Below are 17446 nucleotides of genomic sequence, written 5' to 3'. Positions count from 1 at the left end.
GGAAGTAACGTGAAACGAAATCTAACAACGATCCAGCAATGGCTTCAGGCGGAAGGACAGCATATCGCAGAGCAACAAGTGACAGGTGTCTGCATCGATTCACGGAAAGTGCAAGCGGGGGACTTGTTCATCCCTTTTAGAGGGGAACAAGTAAATGGCCATCAATACGTCGGAGGAGCAATTGAGCAAGGTGCAATCGCAGCACTTTGGCTGAAAGATGAACCTAATCCACCGACAGATCTACCTCTTCTATTCGTCGAGGATGCAGAGCTCGCATTGCAGCAAATGGCCCGTAGCTACCGAAGTGAATTGACATGTACTGTCATCGGAGTCACAGGGTCGAATGGCAAAACGTCGACGAAGGATCTAATTGCAGGGGTATTGTCACCTTATCTAAAGGTTAAGAAAACGGAAGGCAACTTCAATAATGAACTGGGCTTGCCACTGACATTATTAGCTGTTGAAGATGATACAGAAGTTGCTATCCTTGAGATGGGGATGAGCGGCTTTGGAGAAATTTCATTCTTATCAACGCTTGCTAAACCACAGTTTGCAGTCATAACTAATATTGGTGAGGCACACATGCAAGATCTGGGCTCACGTGAAGGGATTGCAAAGGCGAAGTTTGAAATCATCGACGGTCTAGAGGGTAACGGTATGTTGCTCTACGATGGTGACGAACCGTTATTAAAAGGATTAGTATATCAAAAGTCCAATTTGCGCAGTGTGTCATTCGGTTATGAACAAGCTGATTTGATTGCGCAACAAATTATATCTACAGATAAAGGTAGTTCATTTACTATAACTGGTAAGCATGAGGGGCAGTATACCATTCCTGTTTACGGTTCGCATCAAGTGAAGAATGCACTGGCTGCAATTATAATCGCAAAAGAGCTGGGTCTGACAGAAAAACAAATTGAAGAGTCATTAAGTGAAACAACATTAACAGATATGCGTATGCAACCTATAGCGGGTAAAAATGGTTCATTACTTATTAATGATGCATATAATGCAGCGCCTACTTCCATGCGTGCAGCGTTCCGTTTTATCGATGAAACGTCCGTCAAACAAAACAAGTGGCTCGTCCTTGGGGATATGCTGGAGCTTGGTCCCGATGAACAGCGCTATCACGAAGAGCTTGCGGACGAACTGAATAAAATGAACGTAAATGGGATTGCGCTATTTGGACCACGTATGAAGTGGTTATCGGAGCAGTTGAAGGATTACCGTGGTGATATTATGTGGACCGCGAATGACATGGTATTACTTGCGGAGGCATTGCGCCCGAAACTAACGGATCAGACAGTGGTGCTATTCAAAGGGTCTAGAGGAATGAAACTAGAACGTATCATAGAGATGCTCGCAGAGGAAGAGTTGTGACGACAGGCGTTCTTATCATTCACGGATTCACAGGTGGTCCTTTTGAAATCGCTCCGTTTAAAAGATTTCTACAGAATTATACCGATTGGAAAATAGCGGTACCAGTTTTACCGGGACATGAAATGGATCTTGGCGTACAGAAAGGCACCGCCAAGTCATGGATGATGGTTGCGGAATTAGAATTAAGAAAACTACAAAAAGAAGTGGATGACGTCATAATCGTCGGCTTCTCTATGGGCGGCTTGATCGCCATGTACTTGGCGCTACGCTATCCGATAAAAAAGCTTGTCCTATTAAGTGCTGCGGCGAAATATATTAGTCCGCGTATTTTATTGGGAGATGCAAGAATCATGATGAGGCCTTTTAGACGTAAGAATTATCCTCCCGATTCGTTTTATCATCTGTATAACTATAAACTGACAAAGACACCTGTTCGTGTAGCGATAGAGTTTTTACGCGTCGTTCGCTTAGTGCGACCGTATCATTATCAAGTCAAAACACCTGTTTGTATCGTGCAAGGGAAGCAAGATGGTATCGTTCCTGCATTCACGGCCGAGTTATTGTATGAACAACTCGGATCAAAAGAAAAACATCTGATTTATTCTGAACATGGTAAACATCATATTTGTTATAGCCAAGATCGCCACGTATGGTTCGCGAAAGTACTGAAGTTCATGGGCAAAGACTGATTAATGGAACTTAAGCGGATTCGTTGCAGTCTTGTGTAAGCCATGGTAGAATGATGAAAGGAATTGGATACATTTACACGGCACTCTTCCGTTATACTATACGGAGAGTACTTTTTTTTGAATAAAACGGTGATTATTAGGCAGACTAGCAATGATTTGCTGTTTTCACCGCTCGGCAAGGACCGGGCTTTCCTTGTATGTCACGGGTTTTACATTGTGCTGTATAAAAATCTGGACGCAATTACGATCGGTGTAATTGATATGACCCCTCTCAACCACAAGAATCCTTCTAGAAGATTCTTTTTATAAACCAGAGATGGATATATCGGAAACGCTCCCAACTTTCAAAGTACATGGCTCGAATTTGCCGCGCTTTCATTTGCAGATGTAACCAATTGTCAAATGGAGAAATAAAGGAGAATGAATATTTTGACGAAGTTTTCAGAATTGAATATTAGTGAAGCAACACAAAACGCTTTGCTACGCATGGGGTTTGAAGAGGCAACACCAATCCAAGAGGGAACAATCACTTTTGGTATGGAAGGCCGCGACGTAATCGGGCAAGCACAAACAGGTACTGGTAAAACAGCAGCATTCGGTATTCCAATCATTGAAAAGTTGGATCCGAAGAGTACTGCAGTTCAAGCGTTGGTCATCGCACCAACTCGTGAATTGGCAATCCAAGTATCAGAAGAAATTTATAAAGTCGGCTACGGTAGCCGTGCGAAAGTTCTTTCCGTTTATGGCGGACAAGAAATCGGACGTCAAATCCGTGCCCTTCGTAATAATCCAAATATCGTAGTCGGTACACCGGGACGTATTTTGGATCATATTAACCGTAAAACATTGAAGCTTGATAATGTTCAAACACTTGTTTTGGATGAAGCGGATGAAATGTTGAACATGGGATTCATCGAAGATATCAACACAATTCTTGCAAGCGTACCGGCTGAGCGTCAGACGTTGCTATTCTCAGCGACTATGCCTGCTCCGATTCGTAAGATTGCAGAAACTTTCATGAAAAACCCAGAAGTAGTAAAAATCAAATCAAAAGAAATGACTGTTGAGAACATTGAACAGTTCTTCGTAAAGTCTCACGAACGTGAGAAGTTTGATGTATTATCAAGATTGTTGAATGTTCAACAGCCTGAATTGGCTATCGTATTCGGACGCACGAAGCGCCGGGTAGATGAGTTGGCTCATGCACTAAGTATCCGTGGCTATATTGCTGAAGGAATCCACGGTGACTTGACACAAGCAAAACGTATGTCAGTTTTGCGTCAGTTCAAAGACAATAAAATTGATGTACTTGTAGCAACAGACGTAGCTGCACGTGGATTAGATATCTCAGGCGTAACACACGTTTACAACTTCGACATTCCACAAGATCCAGAGAGCTATGTTCACCGTATCGGTCGTACTGGCCGTGCTGGTAAAAGCGGAGTGGCTGTTACATTCGTAACACCACGTGAAATGGGTTACCTTCGTATCGTTGAGGAAACGACTAAGAAGCGTATGACTCCATTACGTCCACCGACTTCTGATGAGGCATTGCTTGAACAGAAGAAAAATGCAGTGGATTCCTTGGTAGAAATAATTGAACAGAATAATTCAGAGGATTATGCTGGATTAGCAGCACAATTGCTTGAGAAACATGATGCAAAAGAAATTGTGGCGGCAGCACTTAAGTCATTGACTAAAAGTGTTGATGAGACACCTGTAAGTATTTCAGAAGAGCGTCCATTACCTTCACGCAGACCATCTTCATCACGTTCTGGTGGCTATAAAGGCGGCAATCGCAGCGGCGGTGGACGTTCACAAGGCGGACGCGGCAGAAGTGGTGGCGGTTCATCAGCTGGCGGATCAACTAGACGTAGTAGTGGACCACGCGATGGTGCAAGAAGAGATGGCGCATCACGACGCAACAGTAGCGCTCGTTCAGAACGCTAAGAAAAAATATAAAATCCGGGCCTGCATTATAGCAGCCCGGATTTTTTTGTCGTGAATATGATATGATCGATTAGAATGAAACGTTTTCACGATTGTTACGTATATAGTGAGTAGAAATTTGAAAAGAGGTGGACCCGTGAGACAGCAACCTTCCAATCAAATCTCCAGAAAAGGATTAACCGTTTGGAGATTATATGGAACGATTCAAAGTGTGATTATATTAGCCATCGCAGTCGGTTTAGGTTTTTTGTCGTATTTTTTTGAATGGCCGATTTGGATTATGATCGTCGTTACAGTAATTGTACTATTATATGCGTTTTTATCAATTTATTTATTCCCGAAAATTAGTTGGCAACGCTGGCGCTATGAAGTACGTGAAGCAGAAATTGAACTTCAACACGGATTATTCATTGTCAATCGTACGCTCATTCCGATGGTGCGCGTTCAGCACGTGGACACAGCGGAAGGGCCGATTTTACGTAAGTATGGTCTGGCTTCTATCACAATTTCCACTGCAGCGACTACTCATTCCATTCCTGCGCTAGTGACGGAAGAGGCAGATGAACTGCGCAACCGTATTTCCACGTTTGCAAGGGTGGCGAAAGACGATGTCTGAACCACATTATAAACTACATTGGATTTCAGCTGTAGTCGAGACCGCCAAAGCACTGAAAGATTTGATAGGTCCGTTCGTAATTTTAGTTTTCGTGAATGGTTTCAAAGGAGAAAGTACAGCACCATGGTATATCCAGTATTGGTCTTTGATTTTATTTGGCGTGCTTCTCATATTCACGTTAGTTTCCGGTATTGTGAAATGGCGCCGTTTTGATTACTGGTTTGAAGATCAGGAGTTGCGCATCGTATCGGGGTTGTTTATACGGAAAAAGCGTTACATTCCATTCGATCGTATTCAAAGTCTAGATTATACAGAAGGTATTTTTCATCGACCATTTCAGCTGGTTAAGGTCAAAATTGAAACAGCAGGTTCGTCATCCGGTAAAGATGCGGAAGCTGAATTAACTGCAATCACGAAGGAAGCAGCGCAACAGATTGAAAAAGAAATTAAGCAATCAAAAAAAATGAAAGTTATAGGTCCAAAACCAGCATTATTTGATCAAATAGAGTGGCAGTTGATTCGAGAGCCGGAGGAAGAAGTGCAGATAGCACAACAACCAGCACCAGTAGTTTTTTCTATGACGACAAAGGATTTGCTTATGCTTGCGACAACTTCGGGTGGGATCGGAGTTATTTTATCTGGTGCGATCGTCTTCCTATCGCAAATCGAGGAACTCATCCCGTACGACTGGTTGTTCGGAGAATTGAAATCTTTCATCCGTATCGGTATTTTCGTCATTGCAGCCCTTGTAGCACTTGGTTTCCTGATTGTTTGGTTGCTATCCATCGCGATGACATTCCTTGCGAATTATGATTTCAAAGTCATGCGTGAGAAAGATGATTTAGTCATCACGCGGGGGTTACTTGAGAAGAAACGGGTTACTGTGCCGTTGAAACGTGTACAAAATATTACGATCATCGAAAATCCTATCCGTCAGTTATTCGGCTACGGAGCGGTCATCATCAACAGTGCGGGGGGAGTGGGAGAAGGTTCGCGCATCAAACTTTTTCCGCTAGCGAAACGAAATCGCATTGTCGAACCATTGCAAGAGTTATTTCCCACTATAGACTTCAGTGAACCGATAGAGAAAATTGGTGGAAGAGGGAAACGTTTCTACTATCGTTTTAAGTTACTTGTGACACTTATAGCGATAGCGGTTGTCTCGTACAACTTCTTTCCTTACGGCTTGCTGATGTTGTTATTGTTGCCGTTGGTAGGATTGCACGGTATTTGGCAATACAAGACGGCGGCCTACACGATCTTGCCGAAACAATTGACTATGCGTTTTCGCATAGTCAGCCGGCAGACGGTGTTTACGGAGAAGAATCGGATTCAGTCGATGGAGTTGGATCAGAACTACTTCCATCGCAGGAAAAAGGTTGCAACGATCACAGCCAATGTCAAGTCAGGTATGACACTCGACGCCCCAGCCATTCGTCACATGTCTCAGGAAGACGCAGAAAAGTTCCTGTCTTGGTATGAGTACCACCCAGAAAGCACAGAATCACAAACAGAGCCGGACAACTAAACTTGTCTGGCTTTTGGATTAGTGAAAGTGGATAGGCTGACAGGAGATAGGATAGGAAATTTGTGCTCTTAACGCTTCGCTATTACTCCAATCTTTTCGTACCCACTAATTGACTCTTTATGCAATTCTCCATTTAAAAAGCCAGACAAGGATAATCCTTGTCTGGCTTTGCATGACACTACTTTTTTCGCCAACTAACAATGTTCTTCGGATTGAAAAAGCTCAACCCGATCAGGAAGCCTGTGAGCAGCCCTGCAATGTGCGCTGTCACGTTGATATTCGTCCCGACAAACGTCATCACAACACTAATGATGATAATCGGTAAAATAACTTGTCTCAACTGTGGAAATGCATGCTTCGTGTAATACACAAGCGCGCCAAACGCACCGAACACACCAAAGATCGCACCACTTGCACCGACATGTGTATAGGCAACAGGCTGCACGAAGTATGTTGCGATATCGCCGAACAAGCCGGCTAACAAATATACGGTGATAAACCGTGCTTTCCCTGCGATTTTCTCAAGCTCTGGTCCGAAAACGAAAAGCGAGAACATGTTAAATAGTAAATGCATGAAACCGCCATGCAAAAACATCGGGGTTATTAAGCGCCAATACTCTCCGTTCGCAATGAGCAAGTTATCTCCCAAGCCGAATAAAAAGAGCCGATCACCAATGCCGGGAATTAATGTATAGATAAATATCCCGATATTTAAGGCGAGCAAAAATGTCACGACAGGATATGCGCGAACATATTGTGAAAAGTTTTCCGTTCTTATAAACATGGTTTCACCTCAATCTTCTGTACTGATTATACATATTATTTAACTTGAAGGGAAAGGAGTTGTTCATTTTGATACAAGGAATTGGATTAGACATCGTGGAATTGGATCGCATAGCCCGTTTGGATGGCCGTGGCGCGAAATTCAGAGAACGGATATTGTCCGAAAGAGAACTACGAGTATATGAAACGCTACATGGCCACCGTAAAAATGAATACTTGGCGGGGCGCTTTGCTGCCAAAGAAGCATTCTCGAAAGCGCGAGGTACTGGAATCGGAACGGATTGCAGTTTTTTGGACATTGAAGTCATTTCGGAAGCAAGTGGTCGCCCTGTATTATACTTCCATAGTCAACTGGTTCAAGGGTTTATTAGCATTACACATACTCGAAATGTAGCTGCTGCACAAGTGGTCTTAATGGAATCCTGAAAGCGTCTGAATAGAATTTAAAACAAGCTCGCATAATCGATTCATCCCTCTCATAAGATAAGCTACCCGAATTGATTGGAGAAAGGATGAAAAGAATGCGGAAAAAAATTATTTTGTTAACAGTCGTTGCCGTTATGTTAGTACTAGGAGGATGCGGTAAACCCTCTAAAGAAGATGTCATGAAGAAACTTAGTAATAAGTGGAATGAAACGAAGGGGTATGAGCTAAATGCCTCGATGGAAATCAAAACAGGTTCGGAGCCACGGATGTACAATGTGGAAGTATGGCATACTAAGCCAGAGTTTTACAAAGTAAATGTAACGCAATCGGGGAATGAAGAATCGCAAATGATCGTCCGTAATGAAGAAGGTGTGTTTGTTATTACGCCGTCACTTGGCAAAACATATAAATTCCAAAGTGACTGGCCGGCGCAAAACAGTCAAGGGTATCTGATCGGAACGCTTGCTGAAGATATTAAGGTAGACAAGGCAGCGGTAATGGAAGAAAAAGAAAAAGAGTATATCTTTGAAACGGCAACACGCAATAATCATAAATCACTTTTACCAACTCAGAAAATTCATATCGATAAAAAGACTTTGTTACCAAACAAGGTGACGATTCATGATGAAGCAGGAGAAGAAAAGATTTCCATTAAGTTCGATAAAATTGCCTTGGGTGTAGAGCATAAAGTGGCTGAGTATAAGGTAGAAATGGATAAACCAAAAGCAGATGGTGATCAATCGGATTCTGATGGAGAAGCAACAGAAGGTGATGGGGAAGATCAAGCTAAGGTAGATCAACAAACTTACTATCCGGTTGCTAATTTACAAGGTACAACATTGTCTGAAGAGAAGAGTGTGGAAATTGAGAATGGTCAGCGTGTTATCATGACATTCAGTGGAGATAAGGAATATGTTGTCATTCAGGAACCGGCTGAAAAGCCCTTGAATCAAATGCCAGTTTCCATAGAAGGTGATCCAGTTGATCTAGGTTTCGCGGTAGCGGCATTGACGGAAAAATCTATTCACTGGGAAGCGAATGGCATGGCGTTCTTTGTTGCATCTGACATGTTAAGCAAAGAAGAATTAATCACTGTAGCAAATTCGATGACAGCGACAGAATCCAAGTAATTAACGACTGAATCAATTGACTAGACTGTGCCTTTGGATAGATAATTATTTCATGCAACAGTCTATCCTATAACGAGGTGGAAGGAAATGTTCAACGAAACACAGTATCGGCCAACACGAGCGATTATTAATACAGCAGCTATTCGGCACAATGCACAACGCCTTATGTCTTATTTACCTAAAGAAACCAAGTTGATCGCGGTCGTCAAATCAGATGGATACGGTCATGGAGTAGCGCAGGCTGCTTCCGCTGCATTGCGAGCGGGAGCAGAAATGTTTGCTGTTGCGACTCCGGATGAAGCGATGACGCTCAGGAAAACGCAGCCGACGGTCGATATTCTTGTACTGGGATTTTCACCGGTGTCATTTGCCGCTGTAGCTGCACAACATCGCATTATTCTAACGGTTACGAGTGAGAATTGGGTAAAACAAGTGATTGCACAACAACCCTTTGATAATAAATGCAGAATTCATGTAAAAATCGACAGTGGGATGGGTAGAATCGGAGTGAGGACTGAAGAAGAGCTCACGCAATTGGTGAAGCGCATTCAGCAGTCCGATTTATTTATTGATGGTGTATTCACACATTTTGCACGTGCAGATGAAGAAAATAGAGAACCAACGCGGCGACAGTATGAACGATTTATGCGTCTAGTAAAATGTTTGCCTGAAAAACCGCGTCTCATTCATGCATCGAATAGCGCAGGGGCTTTGTTGTATCCTGAATATGCACTAGACGCTGTTAGGTTTGGCATAAGTTTATACGGTATTCCGCCGTCTCATACCGTTGCAAAGCAGCTACCGTTTACGCTTGAACGGGCATTGGCGATAGAAACCGAATTAACCTACGTGAAACAAATGACGGCTGGCGAAGAAATTAGCTATGGCGGTACGTATAAAGCGGTTGAGGGAGAATGGATCGGAACATTACCTGTGGGTTATGCGGATGGGCTGAAGCGTTCACTTAAAGGTCAGGAAGTACTAATCGATGGCAAGAGGGTACCGATTGTTGGCACCATTTGCATGGACCAATGCATGATTCGATTACCTCGTGAATATTCTGAAGGTGAAAAGGTACTATTGATCGGCAAACAGGGCAACGAAGAAATAGGTATAGAAGAATGGTCTGAACGCCTAAACACGATACCCTATGAAATAGCTGTAACATTTTCTACACGGATACCTAGAGTCTATACGTGAAAACGTCGAAACTATCTGGCGGAATATATGACGCAACGATCATCTAATTCGACATTCTACTGACGAAACTAGTATTTCTTGTCAAAACACTTCAAACCTTGTCTTTTCATATTCCAATATAAATGGTAAGATAGAAATGATATAGAAATAGAGGGATGGGTTTGTCGGAGGTGCTCGATTTGCGTACGGATAAAAACGATAAAAGAATACTTAGTATAGCCTCAACCAGATTGCAACAGCAAAATGAAGACGCAATCTTTCAATGGGAGCAAGTGCAAGAAGATTTCGTTTATACGACAGATGTGAAACATATCAAACATGGCGAAGCTTCCTTATTACGTGAAGCCATGATTAGAGGTTATGTGGAAATGTCGCAAATCAACCTCAACATAGCGGCAGAATGTTTATATGCGGAATTTGAAGCTCAGCATACCGTGGAACGTTGCGTCAGCGGAGGATGAAAAGTTGGCAATTAAACGCGGAGACGTCTTTTTTGCAGATTTGTCACCTGTAGTCGGTTCTGAACAGGGTGGGACTAGACCGGTACTGATCATCCAAAACGACATCGGTAACCGATTCAGTCCTACAGTGATTGTGGCAGCCATTACTGCACAAATTCAAAAAGCAAAATTGCCGACACATGTCGAAATTACAGCGGCCCGGCATGGATTCGAGCGGGATTCAGTCATCCTGCTCGAGCAAGTCCGCACAATCGACAAGTCTAGGCTTACAGACAAAATAACACACTTAGACGATGCGTTAATGAAGCAAGTCGACGAAGCTTTACAAGTAAGCTTCGGGCTTATTAAATTTTAGCATACATATTCTACTAACTTTTATTGCAGATGGCGCCAGTAACTTATGGCTTCTGAAAACACTATAGCCAATCGGTTATAGTGTTTTTTTTTTAAGTAATTTCAAAAAAAGTGATTAAAAACATGTAGTTTGCAATGGAATTCGATACAATAGAGGTAACTGAAGATGTAGGGAGGAACAAATAACGATGAACGAAGTCATGAAAAAAGGTATAGCCGAGAATATAGATATAATCACTACGCGCTGGGTAGAACAAATGAAAGAGAATGCTGATGAGCGTTTTCTAGATTTAATGCCTGAAGCTGTAGTGGCAACAACTAGTAGAGAGTTTGCAGAATTGATGACGTCTAATCTATCGTATCGCGAAACAGTGGACAAGGGAAGACTGGATGAGTTTACAGAGAAAATCATTCATTTTGGATGGTCAATTAAGTTTATCAATCGGGCAATTGATACGTTTTCTGGCGTCGTATATAACCTATTTTTTGAGACGGGGATTTTACGAGAGTCCAACTTGCGCGAAGGAATTAATATCCTTTCAAACTGGATCAATCCGCTAAGAGAGAGCATCATCGAAGAATATTCTACGAAGTGGGAACGTACGGACATCTTGCAGAAGATTGCTTTGCAAGAACTATCCGCATCTTTGATCCCGGTATTCGACAAGATATCTGTCATGCCGTTAGTTGGGACAATCGATACAGAACGTGCAAAATTGATCATGGAGAATCTATTGGAAGGTGTTGTCAAGCAGCGCGCTGAAGTCGTGTTACTTGATATTACAGGTGTACCGGTAGTCGATACAATGGTTGCGCACCATATCATTCAAGCGGCAGACGCGGTTCGATTAGTAGGGGCGAAATGTATGCTAGTCGGAATTCGCCCAGAAATTGCACAGACTATTGTGACGCTTGGTATTAATCTTACCGATTTCTCAACGACAAGCACGTTGCGCAGAGGTATGCAAAAAGCGCTTGAAATGACAGGTCGGACAATTGTGGAGGAGGAAAAGTAGTATGAAGATGCGAATCCCGATTCTAAAGCTAAAGGATACATTGATTGTATCTATTCAAGTGGAGCTTGACGATCAGACAGCATTACAATTCCAAGAAGATTTATTGAATCAACTGCATAAAACATCTGCACGGGGCGTCGTGATTGATTTGACACCAATCGACTTCATTGATTCATTCATCGCAAAAGTGCTTGGGGATGTTATTCATATGACAAGTCTGATGGGTGCGAAAGTTGTCATCACGGGTATTCAACCATCTGTAGCCATTACGTTAATTGAATTAGGTATCCGTTTAGAAAACGTGACAACTGCATTAGATCTAGAGAATGGGTTAGAGAAATTGACTAGAGAATTGGAGGCCTGACCATGGAACACAGGTCTTCTATAGAGATCAAGACGGAGTGGGATATTGTTGCAGCTAGACAATTAGGCCGCAATGAGGCGAAAAGTACGGGTTTTGGAACAGTCGACCAAGCTAGAATTACGACTGCCATTAGTGAATTAGCGAGAAATATATACCTTTACGCAGGAAAAGGCCGAATCGAAATTGTGCCTATTTCAGTAGGTGCGCGGGTGGGTTTACTTATTACCGCTTCCGATGAAGGGCCAGGAATTTCTGATTTGCAAAAAGTTATGACAGATGGATATACGACTTCAGGAGGACTGGGTGCAGGAATGCCAGGAGTCAAACGACTGATGGATGATTTTCGGATAGAAACAGAAGTGGGCGTAGGTACCACTATTACAGCAACAAAATGGTTGCACTAGGAGTTGAAGGGTATTGCCACAAGAGGCGGGTAAGCAGTATAAGCAAATGCTGGAGAATTATCTGCACTCCAAAGGAGAAGAAGATCTCTATTTGGGACAGCAATTCAGCCGCAGCTTCATAGAAAAGAGTATCGCGCCGGAAGATGTTATCAGTATTCATAAAAATTCTGTTGAAGAACTGATTAAAGATCTGCCGGCCGATGTCAGCGTCTCTTTCGACTTTTTAATCGAAATGATGATTCATTATGGACTAGCGTTAAAAGAGCATCAGAGCTTGATCCGCAAACAAGAGGCCATTCAAACGGAGATGGATATTGCTGTCAGAGTACAAAATACTTTGTTACAAACAACAACTCCTATGTTGGAAGGCCTGGATATAGGTTGGATTTCCAAACCGTCGAAGCAAATGAATGGGGATTATGTATACTTCCTCAAGGAAACAGAACAAGAGGTTTGCTTGGCGGTTGCTGATATTATCGGAAAAGGCATGTCGGCAGCGATGCATATGTCCATGGTAAAGTTCGGTATGGATAGTCTGAGGTATGAGAAAAGAAATCCTTTTGAAGTGTTAAGCTTTATCAATAAAATGGTAGAACAAAGCATTGCTGATTCCATGTTCATTTCCATGTTTTACGGAAAGTATGATACAAATAACTCAATATTCCGCTATTCTTCAGCTGGACATGAACCGGCTCTATTTTATCGTGCGGCAGAAGATTCGTACAGTTTGCTAGAAAGTAAAGGTCTATTGCTAGGCGTGCAAGAAGACGCAGTGTATGAAGAACGAACTGTGCGTCTTGATAATAATGATTTCGTCGCGATTATGACGGATGGTGTAACGGAAACCAGAACCGATAAAGGTTTCATTGAGATGGATGTTATAGAAAGTTTATTGCGCGAAGTGCGTTCGGAAAGTGCGCAAACGATGGTTGACTATTTATTTAGCGAGCTGTCTAAAATGCAAAACTATGAATTGCATGATGATTTCACACTTGTAATTTTGAAGAAAACAAAATAAATGTTTAAGAAATTAGAGAATGGGTATAAAACAATGAGTGTGTAGCAAGCAAGATTACGCTGTGCATTCAGAGAAAATAGAGAAAACGATCGGGGTGGCGAAATGAATTTACAAGTTGAGCAAGTTGATAAAGATCTCGTGCATAATTTTAAAGTTATCGGCGAAATCGATATATATACAGCGCCAAAATTAAAAGAGTATTTGGCTACTTTAGAGTTAGTGGAAGGAATCGAAATAGAATTAGATTTATCTGAAGTGAATTATATGGACAGTACAGGCCTGGGCGTATTTGTCGGATACTATAAAGAAGTAAAAGCGCATAATGGAAAATTAGTCATTCAAGGACTAAACCAACGCCTTTATCGATTGTTTGAAATTACGGGCCTCAGTGAGATTATGGAGATAGAACAATCTAAAGGTGGCGAAAATAATGCAAGCGTTTGATTACATCGAAATAAAAGTTCCTGCAAAAGCCCAGTACGTAGGTGTAGCCCGTTTAGCTATATCGGGTCTTGCAAGCCGCATTGGATTCACATATGACGAAATTGAAGATTTGAAGATCGCTGCAAGTGAAGCAGTGACGAATGCTGTGCAGCACGCGTACAATGATGAAAAAACAGGTGAAGTGATTTTAGGATGTGCCCTCTATGAAGATCGCCTGGAAATTGTCGTGACGGATCATGGTCAAAGCTTTGACTTTGAAGAAACAAAGAAAAAAGTCGGACCCTATCAAGATTGGAATGAAGAATCACCTCTTAGAGAAGGTGGCTTAGGACTTTACTTGATGGAAACTTTAATGGATGAAGTCAAAGTAGACCAAGGGGAGGGTGTCATTGTTTTCATGACCAAATATTTGGGCAGAGAGCGGGGAGAGGATCATGTCAAATCAACAGTCTTCTCGTGACAGTGAGACAAAAGAGCAAGTCCTTAAATGGATACACGAATATCAAGAGAATAATGATGACCACGCGCAAACACAATTAGTCCTCCATTATGAGAGACTGGTGCATTCTATCGCGCGCAAATATTCGCGTGGACAATCTCATCATGAAGATATAGTCCAAGCAGGAATGCTCGGACTACTAGGCGCGATTCGAAGATATGATCCTGAGCAAGGACGAAACTTTGAAGCGTTTGCTGTACCGACCATCATCGGGGAAATCAAGCGTTTCCTTCGAGATAAAACATGGGCTGTTCACGTACCGCGACGAATCAAGGAATTAGGACCTAAAATAAAAGCGGCTGTTGAAACGTTAACAACTGAATTTCAACGTTCGCCAATGGTCTATGAAATAGCAGAATATCTTGGTACCGACGAGGAGTTAGTGCTTGAAGCGATGGAAATGGGCAGAAGTTACCAAGCGTTATCGATTGACCATACACTAGATGCGGATTCAGAAGGCGGAACCATTACGTTGCTAGATATTATTGGTGAGACGGATGACGGATTTGAGAAAACAGATCAGCGTATGCTTGTTTTGAATGCACTGAACGTTTTAAGTGAACGCGAACGTCAGATTATCCAGTATACATATATCGATCAGATGAGCCAGAAAGAAGCTGGAGAATTACTGGATATTTCCCAAATGCATGTTTCAAGACTGCAACGGAAAGCAATCAAGAAATTACAAGAGGTAATCCTAACGAGTGGTGGTGCAAATTAGTGGAAACTTTTGAGAATGACTATGTAGAGGCATATATATACCAACAGTCAAAAAAAGGTAATAAAGATTCTGGGGATGCATACTACATTCATTCAGAAGAAGATTATTTCATTTGTGCTATTGCAGACGGCTTGGGCAGTGGAACGGAAGCGAAAGAATCCGCTGAAATCATTCCACAAGTCTTAAAGATATATCATCATGAATCACCTGACGATTTGTTACTGCGTTGCAATAAACAGATGGTGCATAAACGCGGTGCTGCAGTAGGGATTGTGAAAGTGTACTTTGAACAGCAAACCCTAGAATATAGTTGTGTCGGTAATATTCGGATCTATATTCTGCAATCGAATGGTCAGATGATTTATCCCTTACCGGTAATGGGTTATCTATCCGGACGACCACAATCGCCTCGTACGCAAAGATATCCTTATAATAAGAACGACCGGTTCTTTCTCCACTCTGACGGCGTAAACTTGCGAAGTCCTAAGAAATACTTACAAGAAAACTCTACTCCGTATCAATTGTATAAAAAGGTTGAAGGTACGATTGAAGATAATGATGATGCAACATTCATCACGGCTAGTCTGCTTCATTAAGTTGAAGCAGGCTTTTTTGTGCTTGAAAATAAATAGCCGTAGAAGGAAACTGCATTGGAAACATGCTATTATATGGAAAGAAGAAAGGGTGGTTAAATTGTCAAAAGATCTTATGGAAGCAACAGCAAGCCGCGCAGGAATCAGTAAACGCCAAACGGCAAGTGTCATCGCTCTGTTGGAAGAAGGCAACACTGTACCTTTTATTGCGCGTTACCGAAAAGAAGCAACAGGTTCACTAGATGAAGTACAGATCAAAGAGATTGAAGATGCCTATCATTATATAAAATCCCTCGAACAGCGAAAAGAAGAAGTTTTGCGTTTAATCGATGAACAAGGGAAGCTGGATGATAAGTTAAAGGCAGACATTGAGCGCGCGACAGTATTGCAGCGTGTCGAAGACTTGTACCGCCCTTATAAACAAAAACGACGTACGAAAGCGATGATTGCGATTGAAAACGGCTTAGAACCACTTGCTGATCAATTGATGCAACAGTTATCCGCAAATATTGAAAATGCAGCACAAGCCTATATCAATATTGAAAAAGAAATCCATACTATAGAAGATGCGTTAGAAGGCGCCAAGTTCATTATTGCGGAAAGAGTATCGGAAGACGCAACAATGCGTGAGAAAATTCGTAAAATCACATGGGCATCCGGAAAACTGACAGCTACCCTTAAAAAAGGCGCAGAAGATGAACGAAAAGTTTTTGAAAACTACTATGAATATGAAGAACCACTCAGTAAAATCGTACCTCACCGCGTTTTAGCTATTAATCGAGGAGAAAAAGAAGATGTATTGCGTGTTGGAGTAGATTTCCCGGCAGAGCGCATCATTGGAGATCTTGAACGTACGTACTTAAAGAGACATCCTTCATCATCTGCAACGTATATAAGAGAAGCGTTAGAGGATTCTTTTAAACGTTTAATTGCCCCTTCAATAGAAAGAGAAGTACGAACGACATTAACTGAAAAAGCGGAAACGCAAGCAATTCACGTATTTTCGGAAAATCTTCGTAGCCTTCTATTACAACCACCGTTAAAAGGTAGAACGGTCCTTGGTGTAGATCCGGCATTCAGAACAGGATGTAAACTTGCAGTAGTGGACGAAACAGGAAAGCTCCATGACATCTCGGTCATTTATCCTCATCCACCGAAGCCACAAAAAGAAGCATCGAAAAAAGTAATACTCGATCTATTGAAGAAATATCCGATATCCATTATGGCGATTGGTAACGGGACTGCATCACGGGAGACGGAAAAATTTATTGTCGATTTAATTAAAGAAGTGGACAAGCCGGTTTCCTACGTAATTGTCAATGAAGCTGGAGCGAGTGTATATTCAGCATCTGCAAAGGCACGAGAAGAGTTCCCGGACCTGCAGGTAGAGCAAAGAAGTGCGGTATCCATTGCACGGAGACTGCAAGACCCATTGTCTGAACTCGTGAAAATTGATCCGGAATCTATTGGTGTGGGACAATACCAGCATGACGTAGCGAAAAAGAATCTGACGGAATCACTTTCATTTGTTGTAGAAACAGCGGTGAACCGAGTGGGGGTTAATGTTAATACCGCTTCATCTTCGCTATTACAGTATGTTTCAGGTCTCTCAAAAGCCGTGGCAGAGAACATTGTCAAAGCAAGAGAAGAAGCAGGTAAGTTCACAAAACGTACAGAGTTGAAAAAGGTACCGAGACTCGGCGCGAAAACTTACGAACAGGCAATCGGCTTCTTACGCATACCAGAATCAAAAGAGCGCTTTGACTCGACAGGCATTCACCCAGAGAGTTATAAAGTAGCAGAGGCAGTGTTAAAAGAGTTGCAACTCGATAAATCCCAGCTTGGTACAGAAGAAGCGACAACTGCTCTC

At 42.2% G+C, this 17446-nt stretch carries 20 protein-coding genes (1 of these 20 only partly in view); 19 read left to right on the top strand and 1 reads right to left on the bottom strand.

The features are described from left to right. The first annotated feature begins 9 nt into the window (after nt 1-9). The 5 genes from SporoP8_RS07390 to SporoP8_RS07370 all read left to right on the top strand — a co-directional run bounded on the left by SporoP8_RS07390 (nt 10) and on the right by SporoP8_RS07370 (nt 6163). Complete coding sequence (locus SporoP8_RS07390) at nt 10-1380, top strand: UDP-N-acetylmuramoyl-tripeptide--D-alanyl-D-alanine ligase (protein ID WP_085131912.1); 1371 nt, start codon at nt 10-12, stop codon at nt 1378-1380. After that, on the top strand, nt 1377-2069 hold the full coding sequence (locus SporoP8_RS07385) for an alpha/beta hydrolase (protein ID WP_085131911.1): 693 nt from the start codon (nt 1377-1379) through the stop codon (nt 2067-2069). The genes SporoP8_RS07390 and SporoP8_RS07385 overlap by 4 nt, the downstream gene beginning before the upstream one ends. Nucleotides 2070-2498: 429 nt before the next feature. Next, a complete protein-coding gene (locus tag SporoP8_RS07380) occupies nt 2499-4019 on the top strand; it encodes a degradosome RNA helicase CshA (RefSeq protein ID WP_085131910.1) in 1521 nt (506 codons plus the stop codon). 136 nt (nt 4020-4155) lie between these two features. After that, nucleotides 4156-4635 (top strand): PH domain-containing protein, encoded by a 480-nt coding sequence (locus SporoP8_RS07375; protein WP_085131909.1) that lies wholly within the window; start codon nt 4156-4158, stop codon nt 4633-4635. Further along, nucleotides 4628-6163, top strand: a complete 1536-nt coding sequence (locus SporoP8_RS07370; protein WP_198166091.1) for a PH domain-containing protein — start codon at nt 4628-4630, stop codon at nt 6161-6163. Before SporoP8_RS07375 ends, SporoP8_RS07370 begins: the two co-directional genes overlap by 8 nt. A 178-nt stretch (nt 6164-6341) precedes the next feature. Here SporoP8_RS07370 and SporoP8_RS07365 read toward each other — a convergent pair whose 3' ends face one another. Further along, nucleotides 6342-6947 (bottom strand): rhomboid family intramembrane serine protease, encoded by a 606-nt coding sequence (locus SporoP8_RS07365; protein ID WP_085131907.1) that lies wholly within the window; start codon nt 6945-6947, stop codon nt 6342-6344. A gap of 68 nt (nt 6948-7015) precedes the next feature. On the opposite strand from SporoP8_RS07365, the gene acpS reads away from it, so the two are divergent. From acpS to SporoP8_RS07295, 14 genes are all read left to right on the top strand, one after another. After that, on the top strand, nt 7016-7372 hold the full coding sequence (acpS, locus tag SporoP8_RS07360; protein ID WP_085131906.1) for a holo-ACP synthase: 357 nt from the start codon (nt 7016-7018) through the stop codon (nt 7370-7372). Nucleotides 7373-7467: 95 nt separating this feature from the next. Continuing rightward, entirely contained in the window at nt 7468-8502 is a 1035-nt protein-coding gene (locus tag SporoP8_RS07355; RefSeq protein WP_085131905.1) for a LolA family protein, read from the top strand. An 87-nt stretch (nt 8503-8589) separates the two neighbouring features. Then, entirely contained in the window at nt 8590-9702 is a 1113-nt protein-coding gene (alr, locus tag SporoP8_RS07350; protein WP_085131904.1) for an alanine racemase, read from the top strand. A 155-nt stretch (nt 9703-9857) separates the two neighbouring features. Then, nucleotides 9858-10163 (top strand): transcriptional regulator, encoded by a 306-nt coding sequence (locus SporoP8_RS16870; RefSeq protein ID WP_099628036.1) that lies wholly within the window; start codon nt 9858-9860, stop codon nt 10161-10163. A 4-nt stretch (nt 10164-10167) separates the two neighbouring features. After that, nucleotides 10168-10518 (top strand): type II toxin-antitoxin system PemK/MazF family toxin, encoded by a 351-nt coding sequence (locus SporoP8_RS07340; protein ID WP_029054722.1) that lies wholly within the window; start codon nt 10168-10170, stop codon nt 10516-10518. Nucleotides 10519-10705: 187 nt separating this feature from the next. Further along, nucleotides 10706-11533, top strand: a complete 828-nt coding sequence (locus tag SporoP8_RS07335) for an RsbT co-antagonist protein RsbRA (RefSeq protein ID WP_085131902.1) — start codon at nt 10706-10708, stop codon at nt 11531-11533. Between the two features lies 1 nt (nt 11534). Further along, nucleotides 11535-11897: an STAS domain-containing protein gene (locus SporoP8_RS07330; protein ID WP_083034138.1), complete on the top strand. Its 363-nt coding sequence runs from the start codon at nt 11535-11537 to the stop codon at nt 11895-11897. Between the two features lie 2 nt (nt 11898-11899). Beyond that, nucleotides 11900-12301 (top strand): anti-sigma regulatory factor, encoded by a 402-nt coding sequence (locus SporoP8_RS07325; RefSeq protein WP_085131901.1) that lies wholly within the window; start codon nt 11900-11902, stop codon nt 12299-12301. Nucleotides 12302-12314: 13 nt separating this feature from the next. Beyond that, on the top strand, nt 12315-13319 hold the full coding sequence (locus SporoP8_RS07320) for a PP2C family protein-serine/threonine phosphatase (protein WP_198166090.1): 1005 nt from the start codon (nt 12315-12317) through the stop codon (nt 13317-13319). 102 nt (nt 13320-13421) lie between these two features. Then, nucleotides 13422-13763, top strand: a complete 342-nt coding sequence (locus SporoP8_RS07315) for an STAS domain-containing protein (RefSeq protein WP_085131900.1) — start codon at nt 13422-13424, stop codon at nt 13761-13763. Beyond that, nucleotides 13750-14223, top strand: coding sequence for an anti-sigma B factor RsbW (gene rsbW / locus SporoP8_RS07310; protein WP_085131899.1), 474 nt, complete (start codon nt 13750-13752; stop codon nt 14221-14223). The genes SporoP8_RS07315 and rsbW overlap by 14 nt, the downstream gene beginning before the upstream one ends. After that, nucleotides 14198-14983, top strand: coding sequence for an RNA polymerase sigma factor SigB (sigB, locus tag SporoP8_RS07305; RefSeq protein ID WP_085131898.1), 786 nt, complete (start codon nt 14198-14200; stop codon nt 14981-14983). The genes rsbW and sigB overlap by 26 nt, the downstream gene beginning before the upstream one ends. Further along, nucleotides 14983-15579, top strand: coding sequence for a PP2C family serine/threonine-protein phosphatase (locus SporoP8_RS07300; protein WP_085131897.1), 597 nt, complete (start codon nt 14983-14985; stop codon nt 15577-15579). The genes sigB and SporoP8_RS07300 overlap by 1 nt, the downstream gene beginning before the upstream one ends. A gap of 112 nt (nt 15580-15691) precedes the next feature. Next, a protein-coding gene (locus SporoP8_RS07295) for a Tex family protein (protein WP_085133584.1) crosses the window boundary here: on the top strand, nt 15692-17446 show its 5' portion. 387 nt of this gene lie beyond the right edge of the window; 1755 of the gene's 2142 nt are visible here — the first part of the coding sequence; its start codon is at nt 15692-15694; its stop codon lies off the right edge, out of view.

The sequence above is a fragment of the Sporosarcina ureae genome, assembly GCF_002101375.1.
Lineage (GTDB): Bacteria > Bacillota > Bacilli > Bacillales_A > Planococcaceae > Sporosarcina > Sporosarcina ureae_B.
Note: the sequence above shows the minus strand (reverse complement) of the source record. Positions and strands in the feature narration are given on the sequence as shown.

What these genes read in the sequence shown, in the direction of transcription:
- SporoP8_RS07370 (WP_198166091.1), top strand. Translation starts at nt 4,628, where the DNA reads ATGTCTGAACCACATTATAAACTACATTGGATTTCAGCTGTAGTCGAG.
- SporoP8_RS07365 (WP_085131907.1), bottom strand. Translation starts at nt 6,947, where the DNA reads ATGTTTATAAGAACGGAAAACTTTTCACAATATGTTCGCGCATATCCT.
- SporoP8_RS07355 (WP_085131905.1), top strand. Translation starts at nt 7,468, where the DNA reads ATGCGGAAAAAAATTATTTTGTTAACAGTCGTTGCCGTTATGTTAGTA.
- alr (WP_085131904.1), top strand. Translation starts at nt 8,590, where the DNA reads ATGTTCAACGAAACACAGTATCGGCCAACACGAGCGATTATTAATACA.
- SporoP8_RS16870 (WP_099628036.1), top strand. Translation starts at nt 9,858, where the DNA reads ATGGGTTTGTCGGAGGTGCTCGATTTGCGTACGGATAAAAACGATAAA.
- SporoP8_RS07335 (WP_085131902.1), top strand. Translation starts at nt 10,706, where the DNA reads ATGAACGAAGTCATGAAAAAAGGTATAGCCGAGAATATAGATATAATC.
- SporoP8_RS07330 (WP_083034138.1), top strand. Translation starts at nt 11,535, where the DNA reads ATGAAGATGCGAATCCCGATTCTAAAGCTAAAGGATACATTGATTGTA.
- SporoP8_RS07325 (WP_085131901.1), top strand. Translation starts at nt 11,900, where the DNA reads ATGGAACACAGGTCTTCTATAGAGATCAAGACGGAGTGGGATATTGTT.
- SporoP8_RS07315 (WP_085131900.1), top strand. Translation starts at nt 13,422, where the DNA reads ATGAATTTACAAGTTGAGCAAGTTGATAAAGATCTCGTGCATAATTTT.
- rsbW (WP_085131899.1), top strand. Translation starts at nt 13,750, where the DNA reads ATGCAAGCGTTTGATTACATCGAAATAAAAGTTCCTGCAAAAGCCCAG.
- sigB (WP_085131898.1), top strand. Translation starts at nt 14,198, where the DNA reads ATGTCAAATCAACAGTCTTCTCGTGACAGTGAGACAAAAGAGCAAGTC.